This window comes from Solilutibacter silvestris, from assembly GCF_002895945.1.
Taxonomy (GTDB): Bacteria; Pseudomonadota; Gammaproteobacteria; order Xanthomonadales; family Xanthomonadaceae; genus Solilutibacter; species Solilutibacter silvestris.
This window is the reverse complement of record NZ_NPZB01000002.1, coordinates 1,126,967-1,152,838: the sequence shown is the minus strand read 5'-3', so window position 1 is coordinate 1,152,838 and position 25,872 is coordinate 1,126,967. Positions and strand designations below refer to the sequence as shown.

22 protein-coding genes are annotated in these 25,872 nt (G+C 63.1%); 6 read left to right on the top strand and 16 right to left on the bottom strand.

Annotation, left to right across the window (positions count from 1 at the left end):
• Positions 1-385: 385 nt before the first annotated feature.
• The 8 genes from Lysil_RS12945 to Lysil_RS12910 are packed head-to-tail and all read right to left on the bottom strand — an operon-like array spanning position 386 to position 6,924.
• Entirely contained in the window at positions 386-976 is a 591-nt protein-coding gene (locus Lysil_RS12945; RefSeq protein WP_103075936.1) for a GNAT family N-acetyltransferase, read from the bottom strand.
• Positions 973-1,347: a hypothetical protein gene (locus tag Lysil_RS12940; protein ID WP_129588443.1), complete on the bottom strand. Its 375-nt coding sequence runs from the start codon at positions 1,345-1,347 to the stop codon at positions 973-975. The genes Lysil_RS12945 and Lysil_RS12940 overlap by 4 nt, the downstream gene beginning before the upstream one ends.
• Positions 1,337-1,903, bottom strand: coding sequence for an elongation factor P-like protein EfpL (gene efpL, locus Lysil_RS12935; protein ID WP_103075934.1), 567 nt, complete (start codon positions 1,901-1,903; stop codon positions 1,337-1,339). The genes Lysil_RS12940 and efpL overlap by 11 nt, the downstream gene beginning before the upstream one ends.
• Positions 1,904-1,907: 4 nt before the next feature.
• Entirely contained in the window at positions 1,908-2,678 is a 771-nt protein-coding gene (locus tag Lysil_RS12930; RefSeq protein WP_103075933.1) for an SDR family NAD(P)-dependent oxidoreductase, read from the bottom strand.
• Between the two features lie 53 nt (positions 2,679-2,731).
• A complete protein-coding gene (locus Lysil_RS12925; RefSeq protein WP_240600579.1) occupies positions 2,732-3,169 on the bottom strand; it encodes a GNAT family N-acetyltransferase in 438 nt (145 codons plus the stop codon).
• A gap of 41 nt (positions 3,170-3,210) precedes the next feature.
• Entirely contained in the window at positions 3,211-4,128 is a 918-nt protein-coding gene (locus tag Lysil_RS12920) for a hydroxymethylglutaryl-CoA lyase (protein WP_103075931.1), read from the bottom strand.
• Positions 4,125-6,125 (bottom strand): acetyl/propionyl/methylcrotonyl-CoA carboxylase subunit alpha, encoded by a 2,001-nt coding sequence (locus Lysil_RS12915; RefSeq protein ID WP_103075930.1) that lies wholly within the window; start codon positions 6,123-6,125, stop codon positions 4,125-4,127. The genes Lysil_RS12920 and Lysil_RS12915 overlap by 4 nt, the downstream gene beginning before the upstream one ends.
• Positions 6,126-6,138: 13 nt before the next feature.
• On the bottom strand, positions 6,139-6,924 hold the full coding sequence (locus Lysil_RS12910) for an enoyl-CoA hydratase/isomerase family protein (RefSeq protein WP_103075929.1): 786 nt from the start codon (positions 6,922-6,924) through the stop codon (positions 6,139-6,141).
• A gap of 113 nt (positions 6,925-7,037) precedes the next feature.
• On the opposite strand from Lysil_RS12910, the gene Lysil_RS12905 reads away from it, so the two are divergent.
• From Lysil_RS12905 to Lysil_RS12895, 3 genes are read left to right on the top strand one after another with little or no spacing between them, the layout of a single operon-like run.
• Entirely contained in the window at positions 7,038-7,292 is a 255-nt protein-coding gene (locus Lysil_RS12905; RefSeq protein WP_103076070.1) for a FeoA family protein, read from the top strand.
• Complete coding sequence (gene feoB, locus Lysil_RS12900; RefSeq protein ID WP_103075928.1) at positions 7,289-9,136, top strand: ferrous iron transport protein B; 1,848 nt, start codon at positions 7,289-7,291, stop codon at positions 9,134-9,136. The genes Lysil_RS12905 and feoB overlap by 4 nt, the downstream gene beginning before the upstream one ends.
• Positions 9,136-9,363 (top strand): DUF6587 family protein, encoded by a 228-nt coding sequence (locus Lysil_RS12895; protein ID WP_103076069.1) that lies wholly within the window; start codon positions 9,136-9,138, stop codon positions 9,361-9,363. Before feoB ends, Lysil_RS12895 begins: the two co-directional genes overlap by 1 nt.
• 119 nt (positions 9,364-9,482) lie before the next feature.
• Here the strand turns inward: Lysil_RS12895 and Lysil_RS12890 are convergent, their stop codons facing one another.
• The 6 genes from Lysil_RS12890 to Lysil_RS12865 form a co-directional block, all read right to left on the bottom strand.
• Entirely contained in the window at positions 9,483-9,848 is a 366-nt protein-coding gene (locus Lysil_RS12890; protein ID WP_103075927.1) for a hypothetical protein, read from the bottom strand.
• 2 nt (positions 9,849-9,850) lie between these two features.
• Positions 9,851-10,411: a bactofilin family protein gene (locus Lysil_RS12885; RefSeq protein ID WP_103075926.1), complete on the bottom strand. Its 561-nt coding sequence runs from the start codon at positions 10,409-10,411 to the stop codon at positions 9,851-9,853.
• A 96-nt stretch (positions 10,412-10,507) separates the two neighbouring features.
• Positions 10,508-12,115: a carboxyl transferase domain-containing protein gene (locus Lysil_RS12880; RefSeq protein ID WP_103076068.1), complete on the bottom strand. Its 1,608-nt coding sequence runs from the start codon at positions 12,113-12,115 to the stop codon at positions 10,508-10,510.
• A gap of 135 nt (positions 12,116-12,250) precedes the next feature.
• Positions 12,251-12,664 (bottom strand): hypothetical protein, encoded by a 414-nt coding sequence (locus Lysil_RS12875; protein WP_103075925.1) that lies wholly within the window; start codon positions 12,662-12,664, stop codon positions 12,251-12,253.
• A 90-nt stretch (positions 12,665-12,754) separates the two neighbouring features.
• Entirely contained in the window at positions 12,755-13,135 is a 381-nt protein-coding gene (locus tag Lysil_RS12870) for a hypothetical protein (RefSeq protein ID WP_103075924.1), read from the bottom strand.
• Between the two features lie 146 nt (positions 13,136-13,281).
• Entirely contained in the window at positions 13,282-14,457 is a 1,176-nt protein-coding gene (locus Lysil_RS12865; RefSeq protein ID WP_103076067.1) for a thiolase family protein, read from the bottom strand.
• Positions 14,458-14,638: 181 nt separating this feature from the next.
• Between Lysil_RS12865 and Lysil_RS12860 the strand changes: the two genes are divergently transcribed.
• Positions 14,639-17,575: a S8 family serine peptidase gene (locus Lysil_RS12860; RefSeq protein WP_205756938.1), complete on the top strand. Its 2,937-nt coding sequence runs from the start codon at positions 14,639-14,641 to the stop codon at positions 17,573-17,575.
• A gap of 127 nt (positions 17,576-17,702) precedes the next feature.
• On the opposite strand, the gene Lysil_RS12855 is transcribed toward Lysil_RS12860, so the two are convergent.
• A complete protein-coding gene (locus Lysil_RS12855; protein ID WP_103075922.1) occupies positions 17,703-18,860 on the bottom strand; it encodes an isovaleryl-CoA dehydrogenase in 1,158 nt (385 codons plus the stop codon).
• A gap of 65 nt (positions 18,861-18,925) precedes the next feature.
• Positions 18,926-20,023: a Glu/Leu/Phe/Val dehydrogenase dimerization domain-containing protein gene (locus Lysil_RS12850; protein ID WP_103075921.1), complete on the bottom strand. Its 1,098-nt coding sequence runs from the start codon at positions 20,021-20,023 to the stop codon at positions 18,926-18,928.
• A 259-nt stretch (positions 20,024-20,282) separates the two neighbouring features.
• On the opposite strand from Lysil_RS12850, the gene Lysil_RS12845 reads away from it, so the two are divergent.
• Entirely contained in the window at positions 20,283-23,816 is a 3,534-nt protein-coding gene (locus Lysil_RS12845) for a methylmalonyl-CoA mutase family protein (RefSeq protein WP_240600617.1), read from the top strand.
• 50 nt (positions 23,817-23,866) lie between these two features.
• Complete coding sequence (locus tag Lysil_RS12840) at positions 23,867-25,852, top strand: ATP-binding protein (protein ID WP_103075919.1); 1,986 nt, start codon at positions 23,867-23,869, stop codon at positions 25,850-25,852.
• The last annotated feature ends 20 nt before the right edge of the window (positions 25,853-25,872 follow it).

The window sequence follows — 25,872 nt, the reverse complement described above, 5'->3', positions numbered from 1 at the left end:
CTGGCTGTCATTCAGAGCAGGGCTGAGGGATCAGCTTTCTCGCGCCCGGCGTGCGCCCGCTTGGGTGTCCCTATGTCCGACACGCCGTGAATACATCCATGTAGGCTCAGCCGCGCCATCCATGGCGCGGAATGGTCGGCCATAGGGACCCACCGCGCAGGCGCTGCCGGGCGGGTAGCGTTTCGTCGCTGCGATGGAGTCACAACATGCGCGTGCCGTTGCTCTCGCGAGCAGCAACAACACGCGTGCGGCAAGTGGGTGCGCCAGTCCGATGCGCGGGCATACGAGGCAGGATGCCGAGTCGAGCCTACATGGATGTATTCACGGCGTCCCGCGCATTGGAGCTGGTCACACACGCCAGCCAGCGCGTGCGAGCTGTTGCGCCTCAGCGCGGAACGTTCGCCAACCGTTCGTCGAGCCGAGTGCGGATCGCCGGCCACTCCGCCGCAATGATCGAATAGGTATGGGTGTCGCGCAGACTGCCGTCCTTGTGGCGCTTGTGCGCGCGCAGGATGCCGTCGCGCTGCGCGCCGAGGCGTTCGATCGCGGCCTGCGAGCGCAGATTGAGATGACTGGTATGGAAATACACCGACTGTGCGCCCAGCGTATCGAATGCATGCCCGAGCATCAGGCGCTTATTGGCGGTGTTCACGTGCGTGCGCCACACCGACGTCGCATGGAAGGTGTAACCGATCGCCAGCGTCGGCACGGTCATGTCGATGTCGTAGAAACGCGTACTGCCGACGACGCGACCATCGGCGACGATGGCGAACGGCAGCTCGCGACCGGCATCGCGCATCTCCAGCGCCTTCTCGATCCACGCGTCCATGCCAGCGCGCCCCGGCACCGCGACGTAGTTCAGCGCGCCGATATCGCCATCCTCCACTGCATCTATCAATGCACCGATGTGGTCGTGGCGCAGCGGTTCCAGCGTCACGCCCCAATCCTGCAACGTCACCGGTGCGAGATCCGTCATTTCGTGCGGATTTCCGGCGGCCGTTCCGCCAGCAGGATGCCGCCGATGGTGTCCTGTCCCTGGTACTTGCGCACGAGTTTCTTCCACGTCGCTGCATCTGCAGCGGGACAAACCGATTTCGCCAATTGGGTCGCGTTGGCACGCACATCGGCATCGCCACTCTCGGCGTCCTTGCGGAAATGCATGCACATGCGGTGCTTCAGGATATAGCCGCGCACATCCTCGGGAAGATCCTGGGCGCCCTTGCCGGGTTCGTCTGCGGCAGGCTGCTGCAATGTCGATGCTGGCACCGATTGCAACGGCGCAGCGATCACCGATCCCGCCGACATCAGCAGGATCAGCGCCAACATCGCATTGCGATCAATCCGCACGGCCGCCGAACTCACCGGTGGTGGTGTTCACCCACACGCGCTCGCCATTGGCGATGTATTCCGGGACCTGGATTTCGATGCCGGTATTGAGGCGTGCCGGCTTCGGGCGCTTGGTCGCGGTGCCGCCCTTGAGTTCCGGTGGTGTTTCGACCACTTCCAGCACCACGGATGTCGGCAGTTGCAGACCGACCGGCGCATCGTCGATCACTTGCACGTAGCAGCCGGAGAGGCCATCGGTGATGTAGCCGGCGCCATCGCCGACGACATCGGCGTCGAGCATGTACGGCGTGAAGTCCTCATCGTCCATGAATACGAAGGCGTCGCCGTCCTTGTAGGAGAACGTCGCCTGGCGGCGAGCGAGATCGACTTCCTTCAGCTCGTCTTCCCCGCCGACGCTGAGATCGAGCTTGTTGCCGCCCGGCACGCTGTACATGGTGAAGCGAAATTTGACGTTGCCGCCGCGGCCCTGCGGCGAGCTTCGTTCGATGTCGCGGATCTGGTACACGCCGCCGTTGTGTTCGACGACGTTGCCTTTCTTGATGTCACAAGCCTTCATGAGGTTATTTCGCTGCCAGGCGCGTCGCGCCATCGAGGCGGATGGTTTCGCCGTTGAGATAGGGAGTGCGGAGAATATAGCCGACCAGATCGGCGTATTCCTGCGGTTGACCGAGGCGCGACGGGAACGGGATCGATGCTTCCAGCGAAGTCTTCACCTCGGGCGGCATGCCGTCGACCATCGGCGTCCAGAACACGCCGGGTGCAATCGTCATCACGCGGATGCCGAAGCGGGCGAGTTCGCGCGCCATCGGCAGGGTCATGGCGACCACGCCACCCTTCGATGCGGAGTAGGCGGCTTGGCCGATCTGGCCTTCATAGGCGGCGACCGAGGCGGTGTTGACGATCACGCCGCGCTCGCCGTCGGCGCCGGCATCGTTGTGCTGCATCAGGTCGGCGCAGGCCTTGGCGACGTTGAAGCTGCCGACGAGATTCACCATCACCGTTGCCTGGAACTGCGACAGCGCCATCGGGCCGGTCTTGCCGAGCACGCGTCCCGCACCGAGGATGCCGGCGCAGTTGATGCAGGCGTTGAGGTCGCCGAGGAAGTCTTTTGCCTTCGCCACGTTGGCGCTGACATCGGTTTCGTTGCTGACATCGGTCTTGAGGAAGACGGCCTTGTCCGCGCCCAGTTCGGCGACGGCTGCGGCGCCTTTCTCCTCGTTGACGTCGAACAGCGCGACCTTGGCGCCAGCGGCGACGAGGAGCTGCGCGGTGGCGAAGCCGAGTCCGGAAGCGCCACCGGTGATGACGGCGCGCACTTGGGCGAGTTGCATGCGGGATTCCTGCGGGCGGAAAGGGCCGATTTTAGCTGATGCGGGCGCGATCGCTACAGATCCAGCAGATAGAAACTGTCGCAACCGCCATGGCCAGTCGCGCCCAGCGCGTGATCGATGCGGCGGAAACCCGTGCGTTCGTACAGGCGCATCGCCGCGTCCATGCCGGACAACGTTTCCAGATAGCACTGGTGGAACCCGGCGTTGCGCGCGGCGTCGAGGCAGACCGTCATCATCGCCGCCCCTGCGCCGAGGCCACGTGCTTCCGGCAGGAAATACATCTTGCGCAGCTCGCATACGAATGGATCGCCGCCAGCCAGTGGCGCCATGCCACCACCGCCGATCAGATTGCCATCGCGTTCCAGCACGAAATAGGCGTGGCGTGGTTCGGAATACGCACGCGACATCCAGTCGACTTCCGGATCGTTGATCGCGAAGCCGTCGCCGCACGCCCCGAACTCCGGCATCACCGCGCGGATGATCCGTGCCATCGCGGCATCGTCGTCCGATGTGATGGGTCGAATGTTCCAGCTCATGCTTTTGCAGCGTCGTTCTTGATGACGGCGGCCTTGCCGGCGCGGCTGTTGCTGTCGTGGCCGAGCACGCCGGCGAGCCAACGGCCGGTGTCGGCGAGTTTCGCTAGATCGACGCCAGTCTCGATGCCGAGACCCTGCAGCATGTAGACGACATCCTCGCTGGCGACATTGCCGGTGGCGCCGGGCGCGTACGGACAGCCTCCGGTGCCAGCGACCGAGGAATCGACCACCGCAACGCCTTCTTCCAGGCAGGCGAGGATGTTGGCCAGCGCCTGTCCCCAGGTGTCGTGGAAATGCACGGCAAGCGCGGAAACCGGCACTTCCTGCGCCACAGCGTGCACCATCGCGCGTGCCTTGGCCGGCGTGCCGACACCGATGGTGTCGCCGAGAGAGACTTCGTAGCAGCCGAGTTCGTGCAGCGCCTTGGCGACGCGCACCACGTCGGACAGCGGCACCTCGCCCTGAAACGGACAGCCGAGCACGGTGGAGACATAGCCGCGCACGGCAATGCCATCGGATTTCGCGGCATCCATCACCGGGCGGAAGCGTTCGATCGATTCATCGATGCCGGCGTTGATGTTCTTGCGGTTGAACGCTTCGGAGGCTGCAGTGAACACCGCGATTTCCTCGACACCGACGCTGCGCGCGCGTTCGTAGCCCTGCAGGTTCGGCACCAGTACCGGATAGCGCACGCCGGGCTTGCGGTGGAGGCCGGAATACACCTCGACGGCATCGGCCATCTGCGGTACCCACTTCGGGCTGACGAATGCGGTCGCTTCGATGCTCTGCAGCCCGCAATCGGCGAGGCGTTCGATCAACGCGATCTTGTCGGCGGTCGAAACGAAGGCCTTCTCGTTCTGCAAGCCGTCGCGCGCCCCGACTTCAACGATGCGGACCTGGCTCGGCAGGCTCATGCGGCTGCTTCCTGCACGACAGGCTCCAGCAGGATCAACGCGGCATCGGCTTCGACGAAATCGCCTTCCTTCACCCGCACTTCGGCGATCACGCCAGCGCGCGGCGCCTTCAACGCCAGTTCCATCTTCATCGCTTCCATCACCATCACCAGCTGCCCGCTCTCGACATGGTCGCCAACCGCGATCTTCACCTGCACGATGCGTCCCGGCATCGGCGCGGCGACGCGATCGCCGCTGGTTGCGCCATCATCATCGTTGAGTCGATACAGCGACGCGCGCCGCAACTGCAAGCGCGATTCGCCATCGTGCAACAGGATGCGTTCGCCATCACCCGACACCTGCACGCGGCGCTGGCTGTCGCCGATGCGGCCACTCAGCCAACCGTCCTGCAGGCGCAATCCACGCAGTTCGCTGACGGCATCGCCTTCGCGCACATCGAAGTCGCCGCCATGGCCGCGGATCGACAAGCGCAGATCCTCGGCGCCGGAAACGAGATGCAGCGGCGTCCAGCCGGCACCATCGAGTCGCCAGCCATCACCGAGCGCCCACGGCGATGCGGCATCGCGTATTCCCGTCGTCATGCGGATGGCTGCAGCGGCCAGCGCGTGGAGATGACGCGTCTCGTCGGCGCTGCGCTTTCTCGCGCCGATGAATTCGTCGAGATGGCGGTCGAGATAACCGGTGTCGATGTCGCCGGCAACGACGATCGAGTGGCGCACCAGCCGTTCGAGGAATTCGATGTTCGATTTCGGGCCTTCGATCTCACATTGCGCCAGGGCTTCACGCAAACGGGCGAGGGCGCGTGGGCGATCGCTGTCGCGCACGATCAGCTTGGCGATCATCGGATCGTAGAAAATCGAAACGGTATCGCCTTCGACCACGCCGGAATCGATGCGCACGCGCGATGATGTTTCCGGCAGGCGCAGGCGCGTCAATTTGCCGGAACCGGGCAGGAAGCCGGCATCGGGATCTTCGGCGTACAGGCGCACTTCCATCGCGTGACCACTCGACCAGATCGCGTCCTGCGGCAACGGCAGTGTTTCACCGGCGGCGACGCGCAACTGCCATTCGACCAGATCGAGCGAGGTCACCATCTCGGTCACTGGATGCTCGACCTGCAGACGCGTGTTGATTTCCATGAAATAGAAACCGCCGTCCTGGCCAACGATGAACTCCACCGTGCCGGCGTTCTGGTAGTCGATGGCGCGACCGGCGGCGATCGCAGCTGCACCCATCGCCGCGCGCAGCTCCGGCGTGACGAAGGGCGAGGGCGACTCCTCGATCACCTTCTGGTAACGACGCTGCGCCGAACACTCGCGTTCGTTGAGGTGGATGATCTGGCCCTGGCTGTCGCCGAAGATCTGGAATTCGATGTGGCGCGGACGCTCGATGTAGCGTTCCAGCAGCACGCGATCGCGTCCGAAGGCGTTGCGCGCCTCGCGCTGGCAGCTTTCCAGATGGGCCGCGAATTCCAGTGGCGCGTGGACGATGCGCATGCCCTTGCCGCCGCCGCCGTGCGCGGCCTTGATCATCAGCGGGTAGCCGATGCGATCGGCTTCGCCTTGCAAGGTGTCGAGTGACTGGTCTTCGCCGGTATAGCCGGGCACCACCGGCACGCCGGCAGCGTGCATCAAGTCCTTGGCGCCGGCCTTGCTGCCCATCTTGCGCATCGATGCCGCGTTCGGCCCGACGAACACCAGTCCGGCCGCTTCCACCGCGTCGGCGAAATCGGCGTTCTCGGAGAGGAAGCCGTAACCGGGATGGACCGCCTGTGCGCCGGACCGTTTCGCGGCTGCGATGATCGCATCACCGCGCAGATAACTGTCCTGCGGGCGCGATCCACCGATGTGGTACGCCGCGTCGGCCAGCCGCACGTGTTGCGCGTCGACGTCGGCATCGGAATACACCGCGATGGCGCGGATGCCCATGCGCCGGCAGGTGCGGATGATGCGGCAGGCGATCTCGCCGCGATTGGCGATCAGCAGGGTATCGAACATCAGCGGGCAGTCTTCATTGTGCAGTCCAGTTCGGCTTGCGTTTGTCGAGGAAGGCGCCAAGGCCCTCCTGGCCTTCGGGCGAGACGCGCAATCGCGCGATCAGGGCGGCGTTGTCGGCATCGTGGCGTGCACCATCGGTATGCGCGGTGACTTCGCGCACCAGTGTTTTCGCCGCTGCCGTGGCGATCGGCCCGGCCTTCAGCAGCAGATCGACCTGGCGATCGACCGCGGCGTCCAGCGCGTCCATCGCCACGACTTGATGCAGCAGGCCAATGCGCAATGCTTCCGCGGCGTCGAAGAGTTCCGCAGTGGCGAACCAACGCCGGGCCTGGCGCGCGCCGATCGCGTTGATGACGTAAGGGGAAATCACCGCAGGCAGCAGCCCGAGCTTGCTCTCGGTCAATCCGAACTTCGCTTCCGGCACGCCGATGGCGATGTCGCAGCAGGCCACCAAACCGACGCCACCACCGAAGGCCGCGCCTTGCACCCGCGCGATGGTCGGTTTCGGCAGTTCATCGAGCGTGCGCATCAATGTTGCCAGCGCCAGCGCGTCGCTGCGGTTTTCCGCTTCCGACATCCGCGCCATGCCGCGCATCCAGTGCAGGTCGGCGCCGGCGGAGAACGACGCGCCCTCGGCTTCCAGCACCACCACGCGCACGCCGTCGTCATCGCCCAGTCGCCGCAGCTCGGCGGTCAGCGTGGCGATCAGGCCATCGTCGAAGGCGTTGTGCACCTCGGGACGGTTCAGCCGCAAGCGCGCGACCGCACCCGTGCGCCTGACCTGCAACGTCTCCTGCATTGATGCGTCTCCGGTGGGCGGGTTGGATGGGGTTGCCTGAATGATAGCGGGGCCGCCATCCCGAGCCCCGTTCATTCTGGTATTATGAGAATGATTCCTATTTGGAACTTGTCTTGAAACTGGTCGACCTGCCGCGTGATGTGCGCGCCCGGGTGGTAGCCGTGCACGATGACGGGAACGATCGTTCCGCCGATGTCGTGGCGCGCCGCCTGCGCGAACTCGGATTCGTCTCCGGGGAGCCGGTGCGCGTCTCCGGGTTTGGTCCGTTAGGGCGCGATCCACTGCTGGTACGCATCGGCACCTCCAGTTTCGCGTTGCGCCGCAGCGAAGCCGCGCGCATCGAAGTCGTGCCGGAGATCGCGCCATGAGCGCCGCGATGCCGCGCTTTGCGTTGATCGGCAATCCCAATTGCGGCAAGACCGCGCTGTTCAACCAGCTCACCGGCAGCCGCCAGAAAGTCGCGAACTACGCTGGCGTCACTGTCGAACGCAAGGAAGGGCGCCTGCATCTGCCCGATGGCCGCGAGGCCGCGCTGCTCGATCTCCCCGGCGCCTACAGCCTGACGCCGGCCAGTCTCGACGAAGCGATCGCACGCGATGTCTGTCGCGGTTTCTATCCCGGCGAACCGATTCCCGATCTGTTGGTGTGCGTGGTCAGCGCCACCAACCTGCGCCTGCACCTGCGCTTCGCGCTGGAAGTGCGCCAACTGGGGCGACCGATGGTGGTCGCACTCAACCAGATGGACGCCGCGGAAAAGCGCGGCATCGAGATCGACGTCACCGCGTTGTCGCGTGAACTCGGTGTGCCGGTGATCCCGACCGTCGCGGTGAAGGCGGGCGGGGCGGATGACTTGCTCGCACGCATCGCACAGGTGACACCGATGCCGGTGGATGCACCGCCGCTCGACGACGATGGCCTGCACGCCGAAGCGCGTCGCCTGATGGATGTTGCCGTGCGCATGCCGGAACGGATCTCGCGCCTCGACCAGCGCCTCGATGGCTGGCTCCTGCATCCGGTGTGGGGTCTTGTGATCCTCGCGGTGGTGATGTTCACGATGTTCCAGGCGGTGTTCGCGTGGGCGAAACCGCTGATGGACGGCATCGATGCCGGGATGAAATGGCTGGGCCTGCAGGCCGGTGCGCATCTACCCGATGGCCCGCTGCGCAGCCTGATCGTCGACGGCATCATCGCCGGCACCGGCAGCGTGCTGGTATTCCTGCCGCAGATCCTGATCCTGTTCTTCTTCATCCTCTCGTTGGAAGAGTCCGGCTACCTGCCGCGCGCGGCGTTCCTGCTCGATCGCATGATGCATCGCGCCGGATTGTCGGGACGCAGTTTCATCCCGCTGTTGTCGAGCTTCGCCTGCGCCGTGCCCGGCATCATGGCGACGCGCTCCATCCAGGATCCGCGCGATCGTCTCGCCACCATCCTCGTCGCGCCGCTGATGACCTGTTCCGCGCGCCTGCCGGTGTACACGTTGCTGATCGCGGCGTTCATTCCGCATCGCACGGTCGGCGGCGTGTTCAACGTGCAGGGGCTGGTGTTGTTCGCGCTGTATGCGGCCGGCATCCTCAGCGCGTTGCTGGTGGCGTGGCTGATGAAGCGCTGGCGGCGCGATCGCGGCGAGCACATCCTGCTGCTGGAATTGCCGTCGTATCGCCTGCCGACCTTGCGCGACTTGCGCATCGGCTTGTGGGAACGCGCGATGATCTTCCTCAAGCGCGTTGGCGGCATCATCCTCGCGATGGCCATCCTGCTGTGGTTCCTGCTCAATTTCCCCGCGGCGCCGGCCAATGCCGTCGGCCCCGCGATCGATTACAGCTTCGCCGGGCGCATCGGCCACGTATTGGCTGCGGTGTTCGCGCCGCTCGGCTTCAACTGGCAGATTTCGATCGCGTTGATCCCGGGCATGGCCGCGCGCGAGGTGATGGTATCGTCGCTCGCCACGGTCTATGCGGTCGCCGCGCAGAACGACGAAGCCAGTGCGCATGCGTTGGCGCCGCTGATCACGCAGCAATGGTCGCTGGCCACCGCGCTGTCGTTGCTGGTCTGGTACATCTACGCGCCGCAATGCATCTCGACGCTGGCGACCATCCGCCGGGAAACGCATTCGTGGAAGCAGACACTGCTCGCCGCCGGCTATCTGTTCGCGCTGGCGTACCTGGCATCGTTCGCGACCTACCAGATCGCGAAAGCACTGGGAGCAGGATGATGTCGATCACCTTGCAATACACGGTGATCGTGCTGCTGGTGGTATTCAGCGCGATCTTCGTGTGGAGAACCCGCTTCCCGGCGTCATGGCGACGCACGCGCGTGGCGCTGGCGATCCCGCTGTTGCGCGAAGGGCGCCCGATCTGGATGCGGGCACTGGGACGATGGATCGCGCCGGCATCGGCGCTGGCTTCCGGCGAATGCGGCGGCTGCAGCGGGTGTAAGTAGCACGCGCGCGGCAGCGCGTGTTGTTGCTTTTCGGAGACTTGAAAGCCACCACCGGCACCGCCTAGGCGCACAGTCGGGTCATGCTTTTTGAGGTGTTCGCAAAGCCAACACGTGTGGCGTTACCGCAACTTGCCCTTCGTGCTCGCGAACACATCCACCGCCAGACTGAAGGTGCGGCTTTCGCCCGGCTGCATCGCGCCGACGCCGACCACGTGGCGGCCGACTTCCTCGCCACGTTCATTGCGGATCGCGATCACCACCGAATATTCGATCGGCACGCCGCCCGGCGGCTGCGACAAGGTGCCCTCGATCGCCAACGGACGATCGAGCGCCTTGCGGATCGACGCCTCGCCGAAACGCAAATGCCCCTTGCACGCCGGGCACACCGGCGCGCTTTCCAGGATGGTGGCCTTGCAGTGCGGGCAGGCGCGTGTTGCGCCGATCTCGCCAGCCTTGGGCACGGTTCCCGCGCGCGGCAGGCCCATGCTCATACCGAGGTGCTGTTGGCCTCGCGCTTGTTGGCGTCGTCGCTGCTTTCGCGCTTGGGCATATTGTCCCAGTTGCCGCATTCGACACGACCACGCAGGCGCGAACCGGAAGCCACCGTCAGCGTGTCGGCCTTGATGTCGCCGTTCATCGCGCAGGTCGCCATCAGTTCGACGCGATTGGCCGAATGGATGTTGCCATCGAGCTCACCGGACACGATCACCTTGTCGGCCTTGACGCTGCCATCGAGCTTGGCGCCCTGTTCGACAGTGAGGTCGCCCTTGACGTCGACGTCGCCCTTGAAGCGACCAGCGATGCGGACATGGCCGGCACCCTGGATCTTGCCTTCGATGGTGAGATCGCTGGCGATCACCGATTCCTTCATGGTCGGGGACGACGCGGGAACCGCACGGACGGGGGACAACGAATCGGCATTGGTCGACATGGCAGGAGCAGAGGCCTCACGGATTGGATTGATCGAAGCAGCCGCGGGGGACGGCTCCGCCTGTGGGAAGGGTGCCGTGTCCTTTTTCGGCTGGGTCGGGTCTTTCCAAATTGCCATGCATCACCTCGGGGGAAGGCAGACTTGCTGCAGGAGCCGCCGACCATACCACGGCTCGATTGCAATTGAATCAGGCGGTTGCACCGGAGAGTGCAATCACATCCTGAATACGCCGAATCGCGCGGGTTCGATCGGCGCGTTGAGCGACGCCGCCAGTGCCAGCCCCAGCACCTTGCGCGTGTCCTTGGGGTCGATGATGCCGTCGTCCCACAAGCGGGCGCTGGCGTAATAGGGATTGCCCTGGTCCTCGTACTGCTGGCGGATCGGCGTCTTGAACGCGTCTTCCTCGTCGGCGCTCCACTGGCCGCCCCGGGCCTCGATGCCGTCACGCCGCACCGTCGCCAGCACGCTCGCCGCCTGTTCGCCACCCATCACGCTGATGCGTGCGTTTGGCCACATCCACAGGAAGCGCCCGCCGTAGGCGCGACCGCACATCGCGTAATTGCCGGCACCGAAACTGCCGCCGATCACCACGGTGAATTTCGGCACGCTCGAACACGCGACCGCGGTGACCATCTTTGCCCCATCCTTGGCGATGCCGGCGTTCTCGTACTTCTTGCCGACCATGAAGCCGGTGATGTTCTGCAGGAATACCAGCGGGATGCCGCGCTGGTTGCACAGCTCGATGAAGTGCGCACCCTTGAGCGCGCTTTCCGAAAACAGGATGCCGTTGTTGGCGACGATGCCGACCGGGCAGCCGTGGATATGCGCGAAGCCGCTGACCAGGGTCTTGCCGTAGCGCGCCTTGAACTCCTGGAACTCGCTGCCATCGACGATGCGCGCGATCACTTCGCGGATGTCGAACGGCTTGCGGGTGTCCTGCGGGACGATGCCGTACAACTCGTCGGCGGGATGCAGCGGCTCGCGGCTCGCTTGCAGTTCCACCGGCACCGCGTGCTTGCGATTGAAGGTGCCGACGATGTCGCGCGCGATCGCCAGTGCGTGGTGATCGTCTTCGGCGAAATGATCGGCCACGCCCGACACCGAGGTGTGGACGTCGGCGCCGCCGAGCGCTTCGGCATCGACCACTTCGCCGGTCGCGGCTTTCACCAGCGGCGGACCACCGAGGAAGATCGTGCCCTGGTTCTTGACGATGATCGATTCGTCGCACATCGCCGGCACGTAGGCACCACCGGCGGTGCAACTGCCCATCACCACCGCGACCTGCGGGATGTTGTCGGCGCTCATCCGCGCCTGGTTGTAGAAGATGCGGCCGAAGTGCTCGCGATCGGGGAACACTTCATCCTGCAAGGGCAGGAAGGCGCCACCGGAATCGACCAGATAAACGCAGGGAAGATGGTTCTCGCGGGCGACCTGTTGCGCGCGTAGATGCTTCTTCACCGTCATCGGGAAATAGGTGCCGCCCTTGACGGTGGCGTCATTGGCGACGATCACCACTTCCTGGCCCATCACCCGGCCGATGCCGGTGACCACGCCGGCGGCGGGCGCGGCATCGTCATACATGCCTTCGGCAGCGAGCGCGTTGAGTTCGAGGAAAGGCGAGCCGGGGTCGAGCAGGGCGTCGATGCGGTCGCGCGCCAGCAGCTTGCCGCGCTCGGTGTGCTTGCGTCGCGCCTGTTCGCCACCACCTTGCGCGGCCCGTTGCAGTCGTGCGTGCAGTTCGTCCGCCAACGATTGGTGATATGCGGCGGTGGCGATGAATTCGGGCGAACGCGGATCGAGACGGGATTTGATGACTGGCATGGCGACGAGCGTGCGATCGGCAAACGAGGCGCACAGGATACCCGGTGGCATAAAAAGACCCGCTTGCGCGGGCGTCGAGCCAAAAAGAAAGCCCGCTTGCGCGGGCTTTCCATATCGAATCCCGTGAGGGATCGATTACTTCTTGACGGCGTCGGCAGCAGCCTTGGCCTTGTCACCAGCGGCCTTGGCAGCGTCGCCAGCCTTGGCGGCGGCGTCGCCGACCTTGGCAGCGGCGTCCTTGGCAGCGTCGGCAGCCTTGCCAGCGGCGTCGGCACCAGCGGCCTTGGCAGCGTCGGCGCCAGCGGTGGCAGCGTCGCCAGCCTTGGCAGCAGCGTCACCAGCGGCCTTGGCGGCGTCGCCAGCGGCAGCAGCGGCGTCGGCAGCAGCAGCCGGAGCAGCAGCGGCGTCGGCCGGCTTGGCGGCGTCAGCAGCCGGAGCAGCGGCGTCGGCCGGCTTGGCGGCGTCAGCGGCCGGAGCCTGGTCGGCCGGCTTGCAAGCGGCGAGAGCCAGGGTAGCAGCGGCGAACAGAGCAGCAATCTTCAGGTTCATTCGAATGTCCTCGGATATTTCGGTTGTGGTGTTACAGCGGGTTGGAACACGGTTACCAAAAAGCCGCCAGTGAACTGGCGGCTTTCGGGTTTACTTCTTGGCTTCTTCGCTCTTTTTGGCAGCATCGGCGCCCTTCTTGGCGGCGTCGCTTGCCTTGCCGGCGGCCTTGGCGGCGTCGGCAGCGGCGTCAGCGTGGGCGTCGGCAGCGGCGGCGGTCGGAGCAGCAGCAGCGTCGGCAGCTTGCTTGGAGGCAGCGTCGGCAGCGCTGGCGGCGGCATCGGCACCGGCCTGGGCAGCCTGGGCGGTAGACGCTGTACCGCCAGAGGTCGCAGCGGCCTGGTCAGCGGACTGCTGGGCGCTGGTGGCGGCCTTGTTGGCGTCGGCGGCAGCATCGTTGGCCTGCTGCGAGTTCGAGCAGGCGGAAAGTGCAATACCCATGGCCAGTGCCAGGAGAGCCTTGTTCATTGTCATGTCGGGATCCTCATGATGTGGTTTGGGTAACGCGTTGGGCACGCGTTGGCTGTCATCATGACCCAATGATGAGCCGTGTCAAGAACCTTGGCCGGTTTTTTTGCGGATTGCGTTGGGCCGAAGTTAAAACGGCTTCAGCCTCGCCTTCACACCAGCTCGATGGCCATGGCAGTGGCTTCGCCGCCGCCGATGCACAGCGAAGCCACGCCGCGCTTGCCGCCACGGGACTGGAGTGCGTGGATCAGCGTCACCAGCAGGCGTGCGCCGCTGCAGCCGATGGGATGGCCGAGCGCGACCGCGCCGCCATTCACGTTGAGCTTGTCGTGGGGGATGCCGAGCGCCTTCATCGGCGCCATGGCGACGACGGAGAACGCCTCGTTGACTTCGAACAGATCGACGTCGCCGACCGACCAGCCAGCCTTGTCCAGCACCTTGCGGATCGCATCGACCGGCGCGGTGGTGAACACTTCCGGCGCTTGCGCATGCGTGGCGTGGGCGACGATGCGGGCGATCGGCTTGGCACCGGCAGCCTTCGCGGCGTCGGCCGACATCACTACCAGCGCGGCAGCGCCATCGGAAATCTTCGAGGAGGATGCCGCCGTCAGCACGCCGTCCTTGCCGAAGGCCGCGCGCAGGCCGGGAATCTTGCTGGTGTCGATCTTGCCGGGCTCTTCGTCGGCATCGATCACCACGTCGCCCTTGCGGCCGCTGACGGTCACCGGTGCGATTTCGGCCTTGAAAGCACCCGAAGCCATGGCCGCCTGGGCACGACGCACGCTTTCGGTGGAATAGGCGTCGACATCCTCGCGGCTGAAATCGAGCGTTTTGCAGGTGGCATCGCCGAAGACGCCCATGGCCTTGCCGTCTTCGGGGTTGGTCAGGCCGTCCCACGCCATGTGGTCGAGGAATTCGGCGCTGCCATAGCGGATGCCGGTGCGCGAACCATTCAACACGTGCGGTGCGTTGGTCATCGATTCCATGCCGCCGGCGATCACGGCGTTGGCGCTGCCGGCCTTGATCAGGTCGTGGGCCAGCATCACTGCCTTCATGCCCGAGCCGCAGACCTTGTTGATGGTGGTGGCGCCGGCCTTGTCGGGAATGCCGGCCTTGCGTGCCGCCTGGCGTGCGGGGGCCTGGCCGAGACCGGCAGGAAGCACGCAGCCCATGATGACTTCGTCGATCACATCGGGCTTGATGCCGGCGGCGTCGACCGCGGCGCTGATGGCGGCTGCGCCGAGCACTGGGGTGGCGACGCCGGTGAACTGGCCGAGCATGGAGCCGATGGCGGTGCGCTTGGCGCCAACGATGACGATGTCAGACATGACGATTCCGGTCTGGAGGGGGACAGCCCTCGATTATCACCCAGCCAGCGCATGGTGGCGACGCACCAGGCAATCCACTCACATTCCCTTCTTGCCACGGTGCTGGCTGCGGCGTTACAAAGGAATACGACATGGATCACATTCCGGGCATGCCTGGAGCCCCTTTGGAGGAAGGCCGAAGATGATGAAAATGCATCGCAACGCGTTGTCCGTTGCCGTTGTCCTGGCGCTGTCGTCGCTGGCCTTGAGCGGTTGCGGGGGCGGGGGCGGCACGAAGTCGGGTTCGGGCGGCACGACGGTGCCACCGTTCACTCCGACCATCGCCACCGATGCGACGCTGACCAACATCGTCCCGCCGACCATCGCCGCGGAACCGGCGCCCGCGACTTTTTCCGATCCCAACCTCGCGCAGATGCACGTGCTGATCAACGATGCCGGCGCCTTGGGTGCGGGCAAGATCGGTACCGGCGTCAAGATCGGCTTTCTCGACACCGGCATCGACCACAACAATCCTGCGCTTGCAGGGCGCGTGCAGCAGCCGGAATATATCAACGTCGATCCCTCGACCAACAACACCGCGGTTGATGACGTGGTCGGCCACGGCACCATCGTCGCCTCCCTTGCGGCGGGCAAGCCGATGGCGGCCAACTACCTCGACACCAACAACAATGTCGTGGGTACTTCCACCTGGCAAGGCGGTGTGGCGCAAGGCGCGACGGTCATTTCCTCGCGCATCATCGAGGACAATCCGCCGCCGCCGCCGAATCCCGGGCAAGGGGGCACCCCGATCGGTGCCGGGCAGGGCTATGGCACCACTTTCCAGCAATTGAATGCGCAGCTTGCCGATGCCGGCGCGAAAATCATCAACAATTCCTGGGGCGGCCTGTACTGGAACGATCCCGCGCTGTCGGTGGAATTGCAGACGGCGTGGAAGGATTTCGTGGTCAATCGCGGCGGGCTGGTCGTGTTCGCCAGCGGCAACGATGGCGCGACGCCCGCTCTGCTGCCGAACCCATCGGACAACGCGATGTTGCCGAGCAAGGATGGTGGCGATGCAGTGCTGGCGAAGGGTTGGATCACCGTTGGCGCACTCGACCCCGCGAAACCGACGCAACTCACGTCGTATTCGCAGCAGTGTGGCGTGGCGATGAATTACTGCATGGTCGCGCCCGGCGACGTGGTGATCGCGCAGCACTACAACTCGACGTCCGCGTATGGCCTGTACAACGGCAGCGGCACCTCGTTCTCGGCGCCGCAAGTGAGCGGTGCGGCGGCGGTAGTGTGGGCGCAATTCCCGTATTTCAACAACGACCTGGTGCGACAGACGTTGCTTGGCACGGCCAAGGATCTCGGTGCACCCGGTGTCGATCCGGTATTCGGCTGGGGCTTGCTCGACGTGACCAAAGCGGCGAACGGTCCGGGCAATTTCGCCTGGGGCGATGTCACTGTGTCGTTTTCCGGCAATTCGATCTGGCGCAATTCCATCGTCGGTGCCGGCGGTTTGATCAAGCAAGGCAGCGGGACGCTGACGTTGACGCAAGCGCAGGGCTACACCGGCGCCACCAGCGTGCAGGGCGGCGCTCTCGACATCCGCCAGGGGCTGGGTGGCTCGGCCCTGTCGATTTCATCGGGTGCACAAGTCTTCGCCAGCGGGACATTCGGACAGAGCGTCGGCAACGCCGGATTCTTCGTCAATGGCCGCGATGCCGGTTCCACCATCAATGGCAATTACACGCAGTCGGGCACCGGCAATCTCGGTATCTGGCTGGGCACGCCGTTGCAGGTCAACGGCACTGCGTCGATCGCCGGCCAGCTGAGTCTGCTCGGGACGCGCACCGGTTACACCACGCAGGCGAAGGAGAACTTGCTGAAAGCGAATGGCGGCCTCAGCGGCACGTTTGCCGCGGTCAAGGCCGCGCCCAATGTCTTCCTTGACGCGACGGTGGGCTACGACGCCAACAATGCCTTCCTCAACATCAACCGCATCAACGTGACTGCCGCTGCCGTGAGTCTTGGCCTGCCGACGACGACCATCGCCACGGCAACGCGCGTCGAAGGCGCGATGACGGCGATCGACGGCCAGCTCGCAAGCGGCGTCGGCGCGATTCCCACCGGCTTCATCAATGGTGCCGCGGCGATCCAGCAGACGCCGAATGCACAAGTCGCCGAACGCACGTTGTCATCCCTGTCTGGCCAATTGCAGGCGGCGTCGGCGACGATGACACTGGAATCGCTGGATGCCGGGCGCCATGCCCTTGATCGGCGTTTCGCCAGCCTTTCCAACGATGCGCTGTTGAAGGGGGCGTGGACGCAGGATCTGCAACGCGATGGCACGTTGGCGCAATCGGGATTGAACAGCATCGGTCTCGACGTGAGCGGCACGATGTCGGGCTACGACCAGCGCATCGGCCGCGACGCGGTGGTCGGCATGGCGATGAGCCAGACACGCTTGAACGGCTGGATGAACGGCTTGGGTGATCGTGCCCGCGGCAACCAGGCCGAAGCGCAGATGTATGCGGGCCTGTGGCGCGATGGCTGGTTCGCGTTCGGCAGCGCCGGTGCCGGTCGTTTCGATCGCCGCACCGATCGTTTGTTGCAACTCGGCCTGCAGGTTGATGGCGCGAGTGCGCTGCAACGCGGCAACTACTTGTTCGCCGATGTCGAGGGTGGATACCGCTTCGCGCTGTCGGGCCTGGATCTCACGCCGTATGTCGGGACCCAATACGCCTCGATTCGCAACGACGGTTTCCGCGAACTGGATGCGTCGGGATTCGGATTGCAGGCGAATACCTGGCGCAATGATCGCTGGCAGGGCTATGCGGGGTTGCGCGCGAGCCATGACTGGCGGTTGGCGAATGGCTGGCGTTTCGGAATGGAGGCGCGCGGCGAATTCCAGCAACTGCTGCACGGGAACGACACGGTGCTGGCGAGCTTCACCGGTGTCGAACAATGGTCGCCTGTCACCGGCTTTGGGTTGGCGCGGCAGGGCAGTCTGTTCGGATTGGGCTTCACGCTCGATCCGACGAAGCTGACGCACCTGCGCTTCGACCTGAGCCAGCGCAACAGCAGTCTTGGCAATGCAAGGACGTGGATGGCGATGTACGAGCGGCTGTTCTGATCGCACCTACTGCGCTCGTCATCCCGGGCGCGCGTCCAGTGCTCGCCACCTCATGGGCTTCAGCCCACTTCGGTGGCTGCGCGCTTCCGCGCATCCCGGCCTGACTTCGCTCGTGACGGTGCGAGGCTTAGCCTTGCCCGTTGAATAGTTCGCGGCCGATCAGCATGCGGCGGATTTCGTTGGTGCCGGCGCCGATCGCGTAAAGCTTGGCATCGCGCAGCAGGCGTCCGGTCGGGAACTCGTTGATGTAGCCGTTGCCGCCGAGCGCCTGGATCGCTTCCAGCGTGACGTCGACTGCGGCTTCCGAGGCGTGCATCAGGCAGGCGGCGGCGTCGACGCGACTCTTGCGACCTGCGTCATAGTCGCGCGCCACCGAATAAGCGAAGGCGCGGCTCGACTGCAACGCCGTGTACATGTCGGCGATCTTGGCCTGCATCAACTGGAAGGTGCCGATCGCCACGTCGAACTGCTTGCGTTCGCGCACGTAGGGCAGGGTGATGTCGAGCGCGGCCTGCATCAGTCCGAGCGGGCCGCCACTCAGCACCAGTCGTTCGGTATTGAGGCCGGACATCAGCACCTTGACGCCGTGGTGCACTTCGCCGACCACGTTCTCCTGCGGGATCGCGCAATCCTCGAACACCAGCTCGCAGGTGTTGGAGCCGCGCATGCCTAGCTTGTCGAGCTTCTGTGCGGTGCTGAAACCCTTCATGCCTTTCTCGACGATGAAGGTGGTCATGCACTTGCTGCCGGCGTCCTTGCCCGCGGTGCGCATGTAGACCAGCAGCACGTCGGCTTCGGGACCGTTGGTGATCCACATCTTGTTGCCGTTGGCGATCCACATGCCGTCGCGCAATTCGGCGCGGCAGGACATTGATCCCACCACGTCGGAACCGGCGCCCGGTTCGCTCATGGCCAGCGCGCCCTTCCATTCGCCGCTGCACAACTTCGGCAGGTACTTTTCGCGCTGCGCCTGATTGCCGTTGGCGTACAGGTTCGACACGCACAGATTGGAATGCGCGCCGTAGCTGAGGCCGACCGAACCCGAGGCGCGGCTGATTTCCTCCATCGCCACCATGTGCGCGAGATAACCCATCTCGCTGCCGCCGAATTCGCCGGGCACGGTCATGCCGAGCAGGCCCATCTCGCCAAGTTTCGGCCACAGGTCCTGCGGGAACATGTTGTCGTGATCGATGGCGGCAGCGCGCGGCGCGATTTCCGCGTCGGCAAAACGGCGGACGGCATCGCGCAGGGCGTCGATGTCTTCACCAAGGCTGGGAGTGCGCATTGCGGGTCAATCCTTTTGCTTGTCGTCGCCGGCCACGCCGATGGGCATGGCCGGACACGTGCCGATCAGTGGCGAATGCGGCCCTTGAAGCGCGCGGAACCACGACCCATCGGCAACTTGAGCTTGCCGATCGACTCGATGCGCTCCTCGGCGAGGCGATCCGCGGCCTGGTAGGTCGGGATGTTGTCGCGTTCGGAGATCTCGTAGATGCGGCCGAGGTTGTGGTAGATGGTGCGCATCATCCGCATCGCGCGTTCGCGGTTGTAGCCGTCGATTTCCAGCGACACGTTCATCACGCCGCCGGCATTCACCGCGTAATCGGGCGCGTAGAGGATGCCGCGGCGCTGCACTTCGTCGCCGATCTCGTTGCTGGCGAGCTGGTTGTTGGCCGCGCCGCAGATGATCTTGGCCTTGAGGCGCGGCAATGTCTTCTCGTTGATGGTGCCGCCGAGCGCGCACGGCGAATAGACATCGGCGTTGACGTCGTAGATCTCGTCGAGGCCGACCGCTTCGGCGCCGTATTCGCTCACGGCCTTGTCGACCAGCTGCTTGTTGATGTCGGTGACGAAGATCTTGGCGCCGCGTTCCTTCAGCAGCTTCACGAACTCCATGCCGACGTGGCCGAGGCCCTGCACCGCGTAGGAATGCTTGCCGACTTCCTCGTCGCCGTACTTCTTGTTGAGCGTCGCCATCAGGCCCTGCAGCGTGCCGTAGGCGGTGAACGGCGAGGGATCGCCCGAACCGCCGTGGACCTGGTGCACGCCGGTGACGTATTCGGTTTCGCGGAACACGTATTCCATGTCGTTGACATCGATGCCGACGTCCTCGGCAGTGATGTAGCGGCCGCCCAGCGATTCCACGAACTGGCCGAAGGCGCGGAACAGCGCTTCCGATTTGTCCTTGGCCGGATCGCCGATGATCACCGCCTTGCCGCCGCCGAGGTTGAGGCCGGCCACCGCGTTCTTGTAGGTCATGCCGCGCGACAGCCGCAGCACGTCGTTCAGCGCTTCATCCTCGCTCTTGTACGGCCACATGCGCGTGCCGCCCAACGCCGGGCCGAGCACGGTGTTGTGGATGGCGATGATCGCCTTCAGGCCGGCGTCCTTGTTATGGCAGAACACGACCTGCTCGTGGCCGGTGGTGTCGAGGGTTTCGAAAATCATTCGTAGCTCCGATGAGCATTGGCAGCTGGCGGCCGATGCGTGGTCCGGGAAGGAAGCGCGCCGAGCCGGATGGCTGGGGGCGGCATATTCTAGCCCTTCCCATCCGCCGGCTTGCGTGCGCCGCCGCATGGGCAGGGATGAATGTGGGCTTGACACGGCGGCCCGTTCGGTATGCGCAAATGGCGGCAGGGATGCCCGCGCTACAATGGGAAATTCCCGAAATCCGGCTTGAAAGCGCATGAGCACGCCCGCCCAGACGATGACCGAACGCCAGTCCACCGCGGCCAGCGAGAGCGCGGTGCCGCTGCGCTTCGTGACCGCCGCCAGCCTGTTCGATGGACATGACGCCGCGATCAACATCATGCGCCGGTTGATCCAGGCGCAGGGCGCGGAAGTGATCCACCTCGGCCACAACCGCAGTGTCGAGGACGTGGTGCGCGCGGCCCTGCAGGAAGACGCCGACGGCATCGCGCTGTCGTCCTACCAGGGTGGGCATGTCGAATACTTCAAGTACATGGTCGACATGCTGAAGGAACGCGGCGCGCCGCACATCAAGGTGTTCGGCGGCGGCGGCGGCACCATTACCCCGGAAGAAATCCGCGAGCTCGAGGCCTATGGCGTCGAACGCATCTATCACCCCAACGATGGCATGAAGATGGGGTTGGTCGAAATGATCGAGGACGTGGTCAAGCGCGCCGATGATGGCCGCCAGGCCACGGCACGCAGTTCCAGCAACGATGCGCCAGGCATCGACGACGAAATCGGCATCGGTCGCGTGCTGTCGGCGATCGAGGACGGCCAGCTGGGCGAATCCGAACTCGCACACCTGCGCAAGCAGTGGCAACTGGCGGGCGGGAAGACGCCAGTGATCGGCATTACCGGCACCGGCGGCGCCGGCAAGTCGTCGGTGACCGACGAGCTGCTCAATCGCTTCCTGGCGAATTTCCCGCAGATGCGCATCGCGGTGATTTCGGTCGATCCCACCCGCCGCCGTACCGGTGGCGCGTTGCTGGGCGATCGCATCCGCATGAACTCGCTGCGCAGCCATCGCGTCTACATGCGTTCGATGGCGACGCGCCGGCAGAACGTGGCGACCAATGCGGTGCTGAAGGATTGCATCGCCTTCCTGAAATCACTCGACTACGACCTGGTGATCGTCGAGACCGCCGGCATCGGCCAGAGCGATTCGGAGATCGTCGATCTGGTCGATTTCCCGATGTACGTGATGACCAGCGATTACGGCGCGGCGTCGCAGCTCGAGAAGATCGACATGATCGATTACGCCGAACTGGTCGTGCTCAACAAATACGACAAGCGTGGTGCCGAGGATGCGCTGCGCGATATCCGCAAGCAGTGGAAGCGCAATCGCGTGGCGTTCCAGACCAAGGACGAAGACGTGCCGGTCTATCCGACCATCGCATCGCAGTTCAACGATCCCGGCATCAGTTGGATGTTCGCCAACCTGTGCCGCCTGCTGCGCGGGAAGCTGTCGCTGCCGGAAGCGAAGTGGTCGCCTGCGGTCGATACCACGTTGAAGGAACCGCGTGCCACCGTGCTGATTCCCGGTGCGCGCGTGCGTTATCTCGCCGAGATCGCCGAGCAGGGCCGTTCGATCAACACGCAAATTGAAAAGCAGTCCGACATCGCCGATCGCGCCCAGAGCTGCTGGGAAGCGCTGCGCGAACTGGATGACGCCAAGCTGCCGCAGACGCTGGAGTTGTATGCCCGCGATGACGTCCAGCCAGGTGCGGTCGATGCCGATCGTTCCTTGCTGACGCTGCGTCAGCGCTACAACGATGCCGTGCAATCGCTGAGCAACGAGAACCTGAAACTGCTGCGCGAATGGCCGGCACGCCTGAAGTCGATCACCGATGACGTCACCGAATACCAGGTGCGTGGCAAGACCATTCGCGTCGAGAATTATCGCGAATCACTGAGCCACCAGAAGGTGCCGAAGATCGCCGCACCGACCTACAAGTCGTGGGGCGAGCTGCTGGTCTTTCTCGGCAAGGAAAACCTGCCGGGCTCGTATCCGTATACCGGCGGCGTCTATCCGTATCGCCGCACCGGCGAGGATCCGATCCGCATGTTCGCGGGCGAAGGCACACCGGAACGCACCAATCGTCGCTTCCACTATTTGAGCGTTGGCCAGCCGGCCGCGCGCCTGTCGACCGCGTTCGACAGCGTGACGCTGTACGGCGAGGATCCCGCGCCGCGCCCGGACATCTACGGCAAGATCGGCAATTCTGGGGTCAACATCCCGACGCTGGACGACATGAAGAAGCTGTATTCGGGCTTCGACCTGTGCGCGCCGACCACTTCGGTGTCGATGACGATCAACGGGCCGGCGCCGATGATCCTCGCGATGTTCATGAACACGGCGATCGATCAGCAGGTCGAGAAATACCTGAAGGAAGATCCGGCACGCTGGGCCGAAGCGCAGCAGAAGATCGATGCGTTCTTCGCATCTCAGCTCGATAAAGGCATCTCACGTCCGCGCTACCACGGCGACCTGCCGCCGACCAACGATGGACTCGGGCTGGGACTGCTCGGCGTGACCGGCGACCAGCTGGTCGATGCCGACACCTATGCGCGCATCAAGGCGGAGACGCTCAAGACCGTGCGCGGCACCGTGCAGGCCGACATCCTCAAGGAAGACCAGGCACAGAACACCTGCATCTTCAGCACCGAATTCGCGCTGCGGATGATGGGCGATATCCAGCAGTACTTCGTCGACCACGCCGTGCGCAATTTCTACTCGGTGTCGATTTCCGGCTACCACATCGCCGAAGCCGGCGCGAACCCGATCTCGCAGCTGGCGTTCACCCTCAGCAACGGCTTCACTATCGTCGAGTACTACCTCGCGCGCGGGATGAAGATCGACGACTTCGCGCCCAACCTGTCGTTCTTCTTCTCCAACGGCATGGACCCGGAATACACCGTGATCGGCCGCGTCGCGCGGCGCATCTGGGCACGCGCGATGCGCGAGCGTTACGGCGCCAATGAACGCAGCCAGATGATGAAATACCACATCCAGACGTCAGGCCGTTCGCTGCACGCGCAGGAAATCCAGTTCAACGACATCCGCACCACGCTACAGGCGCTGTACGCACTGTTCGACAACTGCAACAGCCTGCACACCAACGCCTACGACGAAGCGATTACCACCCCCACCGAGGAATCGGTGCGGCGCGCGGTGGCGATCCAGATGATCATCAACAAGGAACTCGGGCTCAACTTCAACGAGAACCCGTGGCAAGGCAGCTTCGCGGTCGAGTACCTCACCGATATCGTCGAGGAAGCGGTCTACAAGGAATTCGAGGCGATCAGCGAGCGCGGCGGCGTGCTCGGCGCGATGGACACCATGTACCAGCGCGGCAAGATCCAAGAAGAAAGCTTGTACTACGAGCACAAGAAGCACGATGGCAGCCTGCCGCTGGTCGGCGTCAACACCTTCCTGCCCAAGGAACACGCCGGCGAAGTGGTCACCGAGATCGAGTTGATCCGTTCGACCGAGGAAGAAAAGGGTCAACAGATCGAGAACGTGCGCGCCTGGCAGATGTCACGCAACGCCTTGGCGCCGGAAGGCGAAACCCATCACGAACATGTGGTCGAGGATGCGGCGGTGGAGGGCGAGGTCCACGATGGTCATGGCCTGGGGTATCTGCAGAAGACCGCGCGTGACCGGAAGAACGTGTTTGCAGCGCTGATGGAGGCGGTGAAGACGCATAGCCTGGGGCAGATCAGCCATGCGTTGTACGATGTGGGTGGGGAGTACAGAAGGAATATGTGACAAGGTTCTGTCGACTTTCTAATCAATTTTATTTTTTCTGGGGGTAGACAGTGTCAGATCACCATGCGCTCGATGGATTTGATCCGCTTGCAACTTCGACCGACGGTGGCGATGAATTCGTCTCTGTCATAGAAGAGGCAAGCAAGCGAATTGTTCACAATATTCTGAAGAGCTATACGGGGTACTTCGATGTTTTTTCGGAATTGATCCAAAATGCACTAGACGCAGTGCAGGCGCGCACCAGAAAAGATGATGCGTCTTACAAGCCGAAAGTTTGGATCTCGATAGACATTCCATCTGGTTTGGTGCAGGTCGTAGACAACGGAATTGGAATGTCGGAGTCAGAGTTTCGTTATTGCCTTCGACCGAATGTCAGTTTTAAGAAGCAGGCTGACTTGCGCGGGCACAAGGGGGTTGGAGCAACTTTCCTCGCATACGGATTTTCATTTCTAAAACTCCAAAGCAGGAAGAGTGGTTTGGAATTGGCTGCAATTCTTCGTCAGGGACGCCAATGGGCTGAGGACAATAGCGGTACCGTTCCGCGACCAAAATTTGAGGCTACGAAGTTTGAAGTGCCATACCTGGTGGGTGAAGCAAGTGGAACTTCGGTTTCTATCTTTGTGGGTAAAGCGCCAGGCGAGAGGCCAAAGAACCTGAATTGGATTGGTGCACAAAGTGCTGATCAATGGGCCGAAATACTGAGAATCAAGTCTCCACTTGGTGGCATCTATCTTTCGGCAGGAAAAACACCTTCCATCGAGGTGGTTATTGAGGTTACGTCTGCTGAGGGGACTAAGACACGTAAAGAACTATCAAGCCCTGACTATTACTACCCTCATGAAATTCCGGGGTTGAAGATTCAAACGGTTTCTGATGTTGCCAAGGCTGTAGCGAAGGTTGAAGGTGACCCAGCTACAAAATTCGCGCGCGTTGGCGCGGAATTCAAACGCCTCGATGCTCTATGGGAAATTTGGGATCGCGAGGCGATTCTTTCAGACGAATCCCCCTTTGCGTCAGCACTCACTGAAGAATCCAGAACGCTTATTGAAAAGCATAATGTGATTGTGTACGCAGTATTCCTGCGTTCCGCAAAAATATGGGGTGAATTCAACGACGAGGTTTTGAAACTTAGAAAAGGGCAGCGTTTGGTTCATGGTGGCCTGCAGTTGGCTTCGGATTTCATGCCTCAAGGTGACCTATCGATTATTCCGCTGACGAGCACAATCGGTTATCAGGCGAATACGCATGTTGTTGTCCACTTCACGGATGGCAATCCTGATATGGGGCGAAAAATTTTCCAACCAGAATTGACTGAACTAGGTGAGCAGTTAGCTGTCAGGGCAGTCAATGTGTTCAAGCGGTTTTTGACCCATTTGAAACCGGATACTGGTGCGCAAGTAATCACACCAGAGAAAGAACTTTACGACTGGAAGAAAGCGCAAGAAGCGTATCGTGATGCGAACCCACTGGCGTTCTCGTCGGATCATGGCTCTGTGGCGTTGATCTCAAAACCTCGTCAAGAGCAAGATGTTATTGCGCTCTTCCATGAATTTGTAGGTATGGGCTTGATTACCGGATACAAATTTCTTGGCACAAGCCAAAGTGACCGATATGACTCGCTTTTCTTGCTTGATTACGATTCAGGCGAGAAATTTGCGTTTAGCCAAAGGAACCGATTGGGCGTGTCAAAAGATCTTTCGCAAGTTGGTCTGAGCGAACCCAAGGTTCTGGAATATAAGTATTCTTTCGATGGATTAATCACCGATTTGGACCGAGAGGAGAAGTTCGCGAAACAAATCGACTTGGTGGTCTGCTGGTCGGTTGGCTCTTCGTATAAAGAGCGCTTCTATTTCGAGCCACTTCTTGTGGGCGATGAAGGGTCATCTCGAAATTTCTATGGGAGTACCCATCAAGTTTTTCTGACTGGGTCTCACGGACAACCCCAATTCGAGTTGATCGTACTCGAAGATTTAGTTTCTTGGCTTCAAGATCCAGTGTCCGAGGAAGCGAGGCAGAAGCGAAAATACAGGGATTGAGGCAGCGATCAGGTCAACGA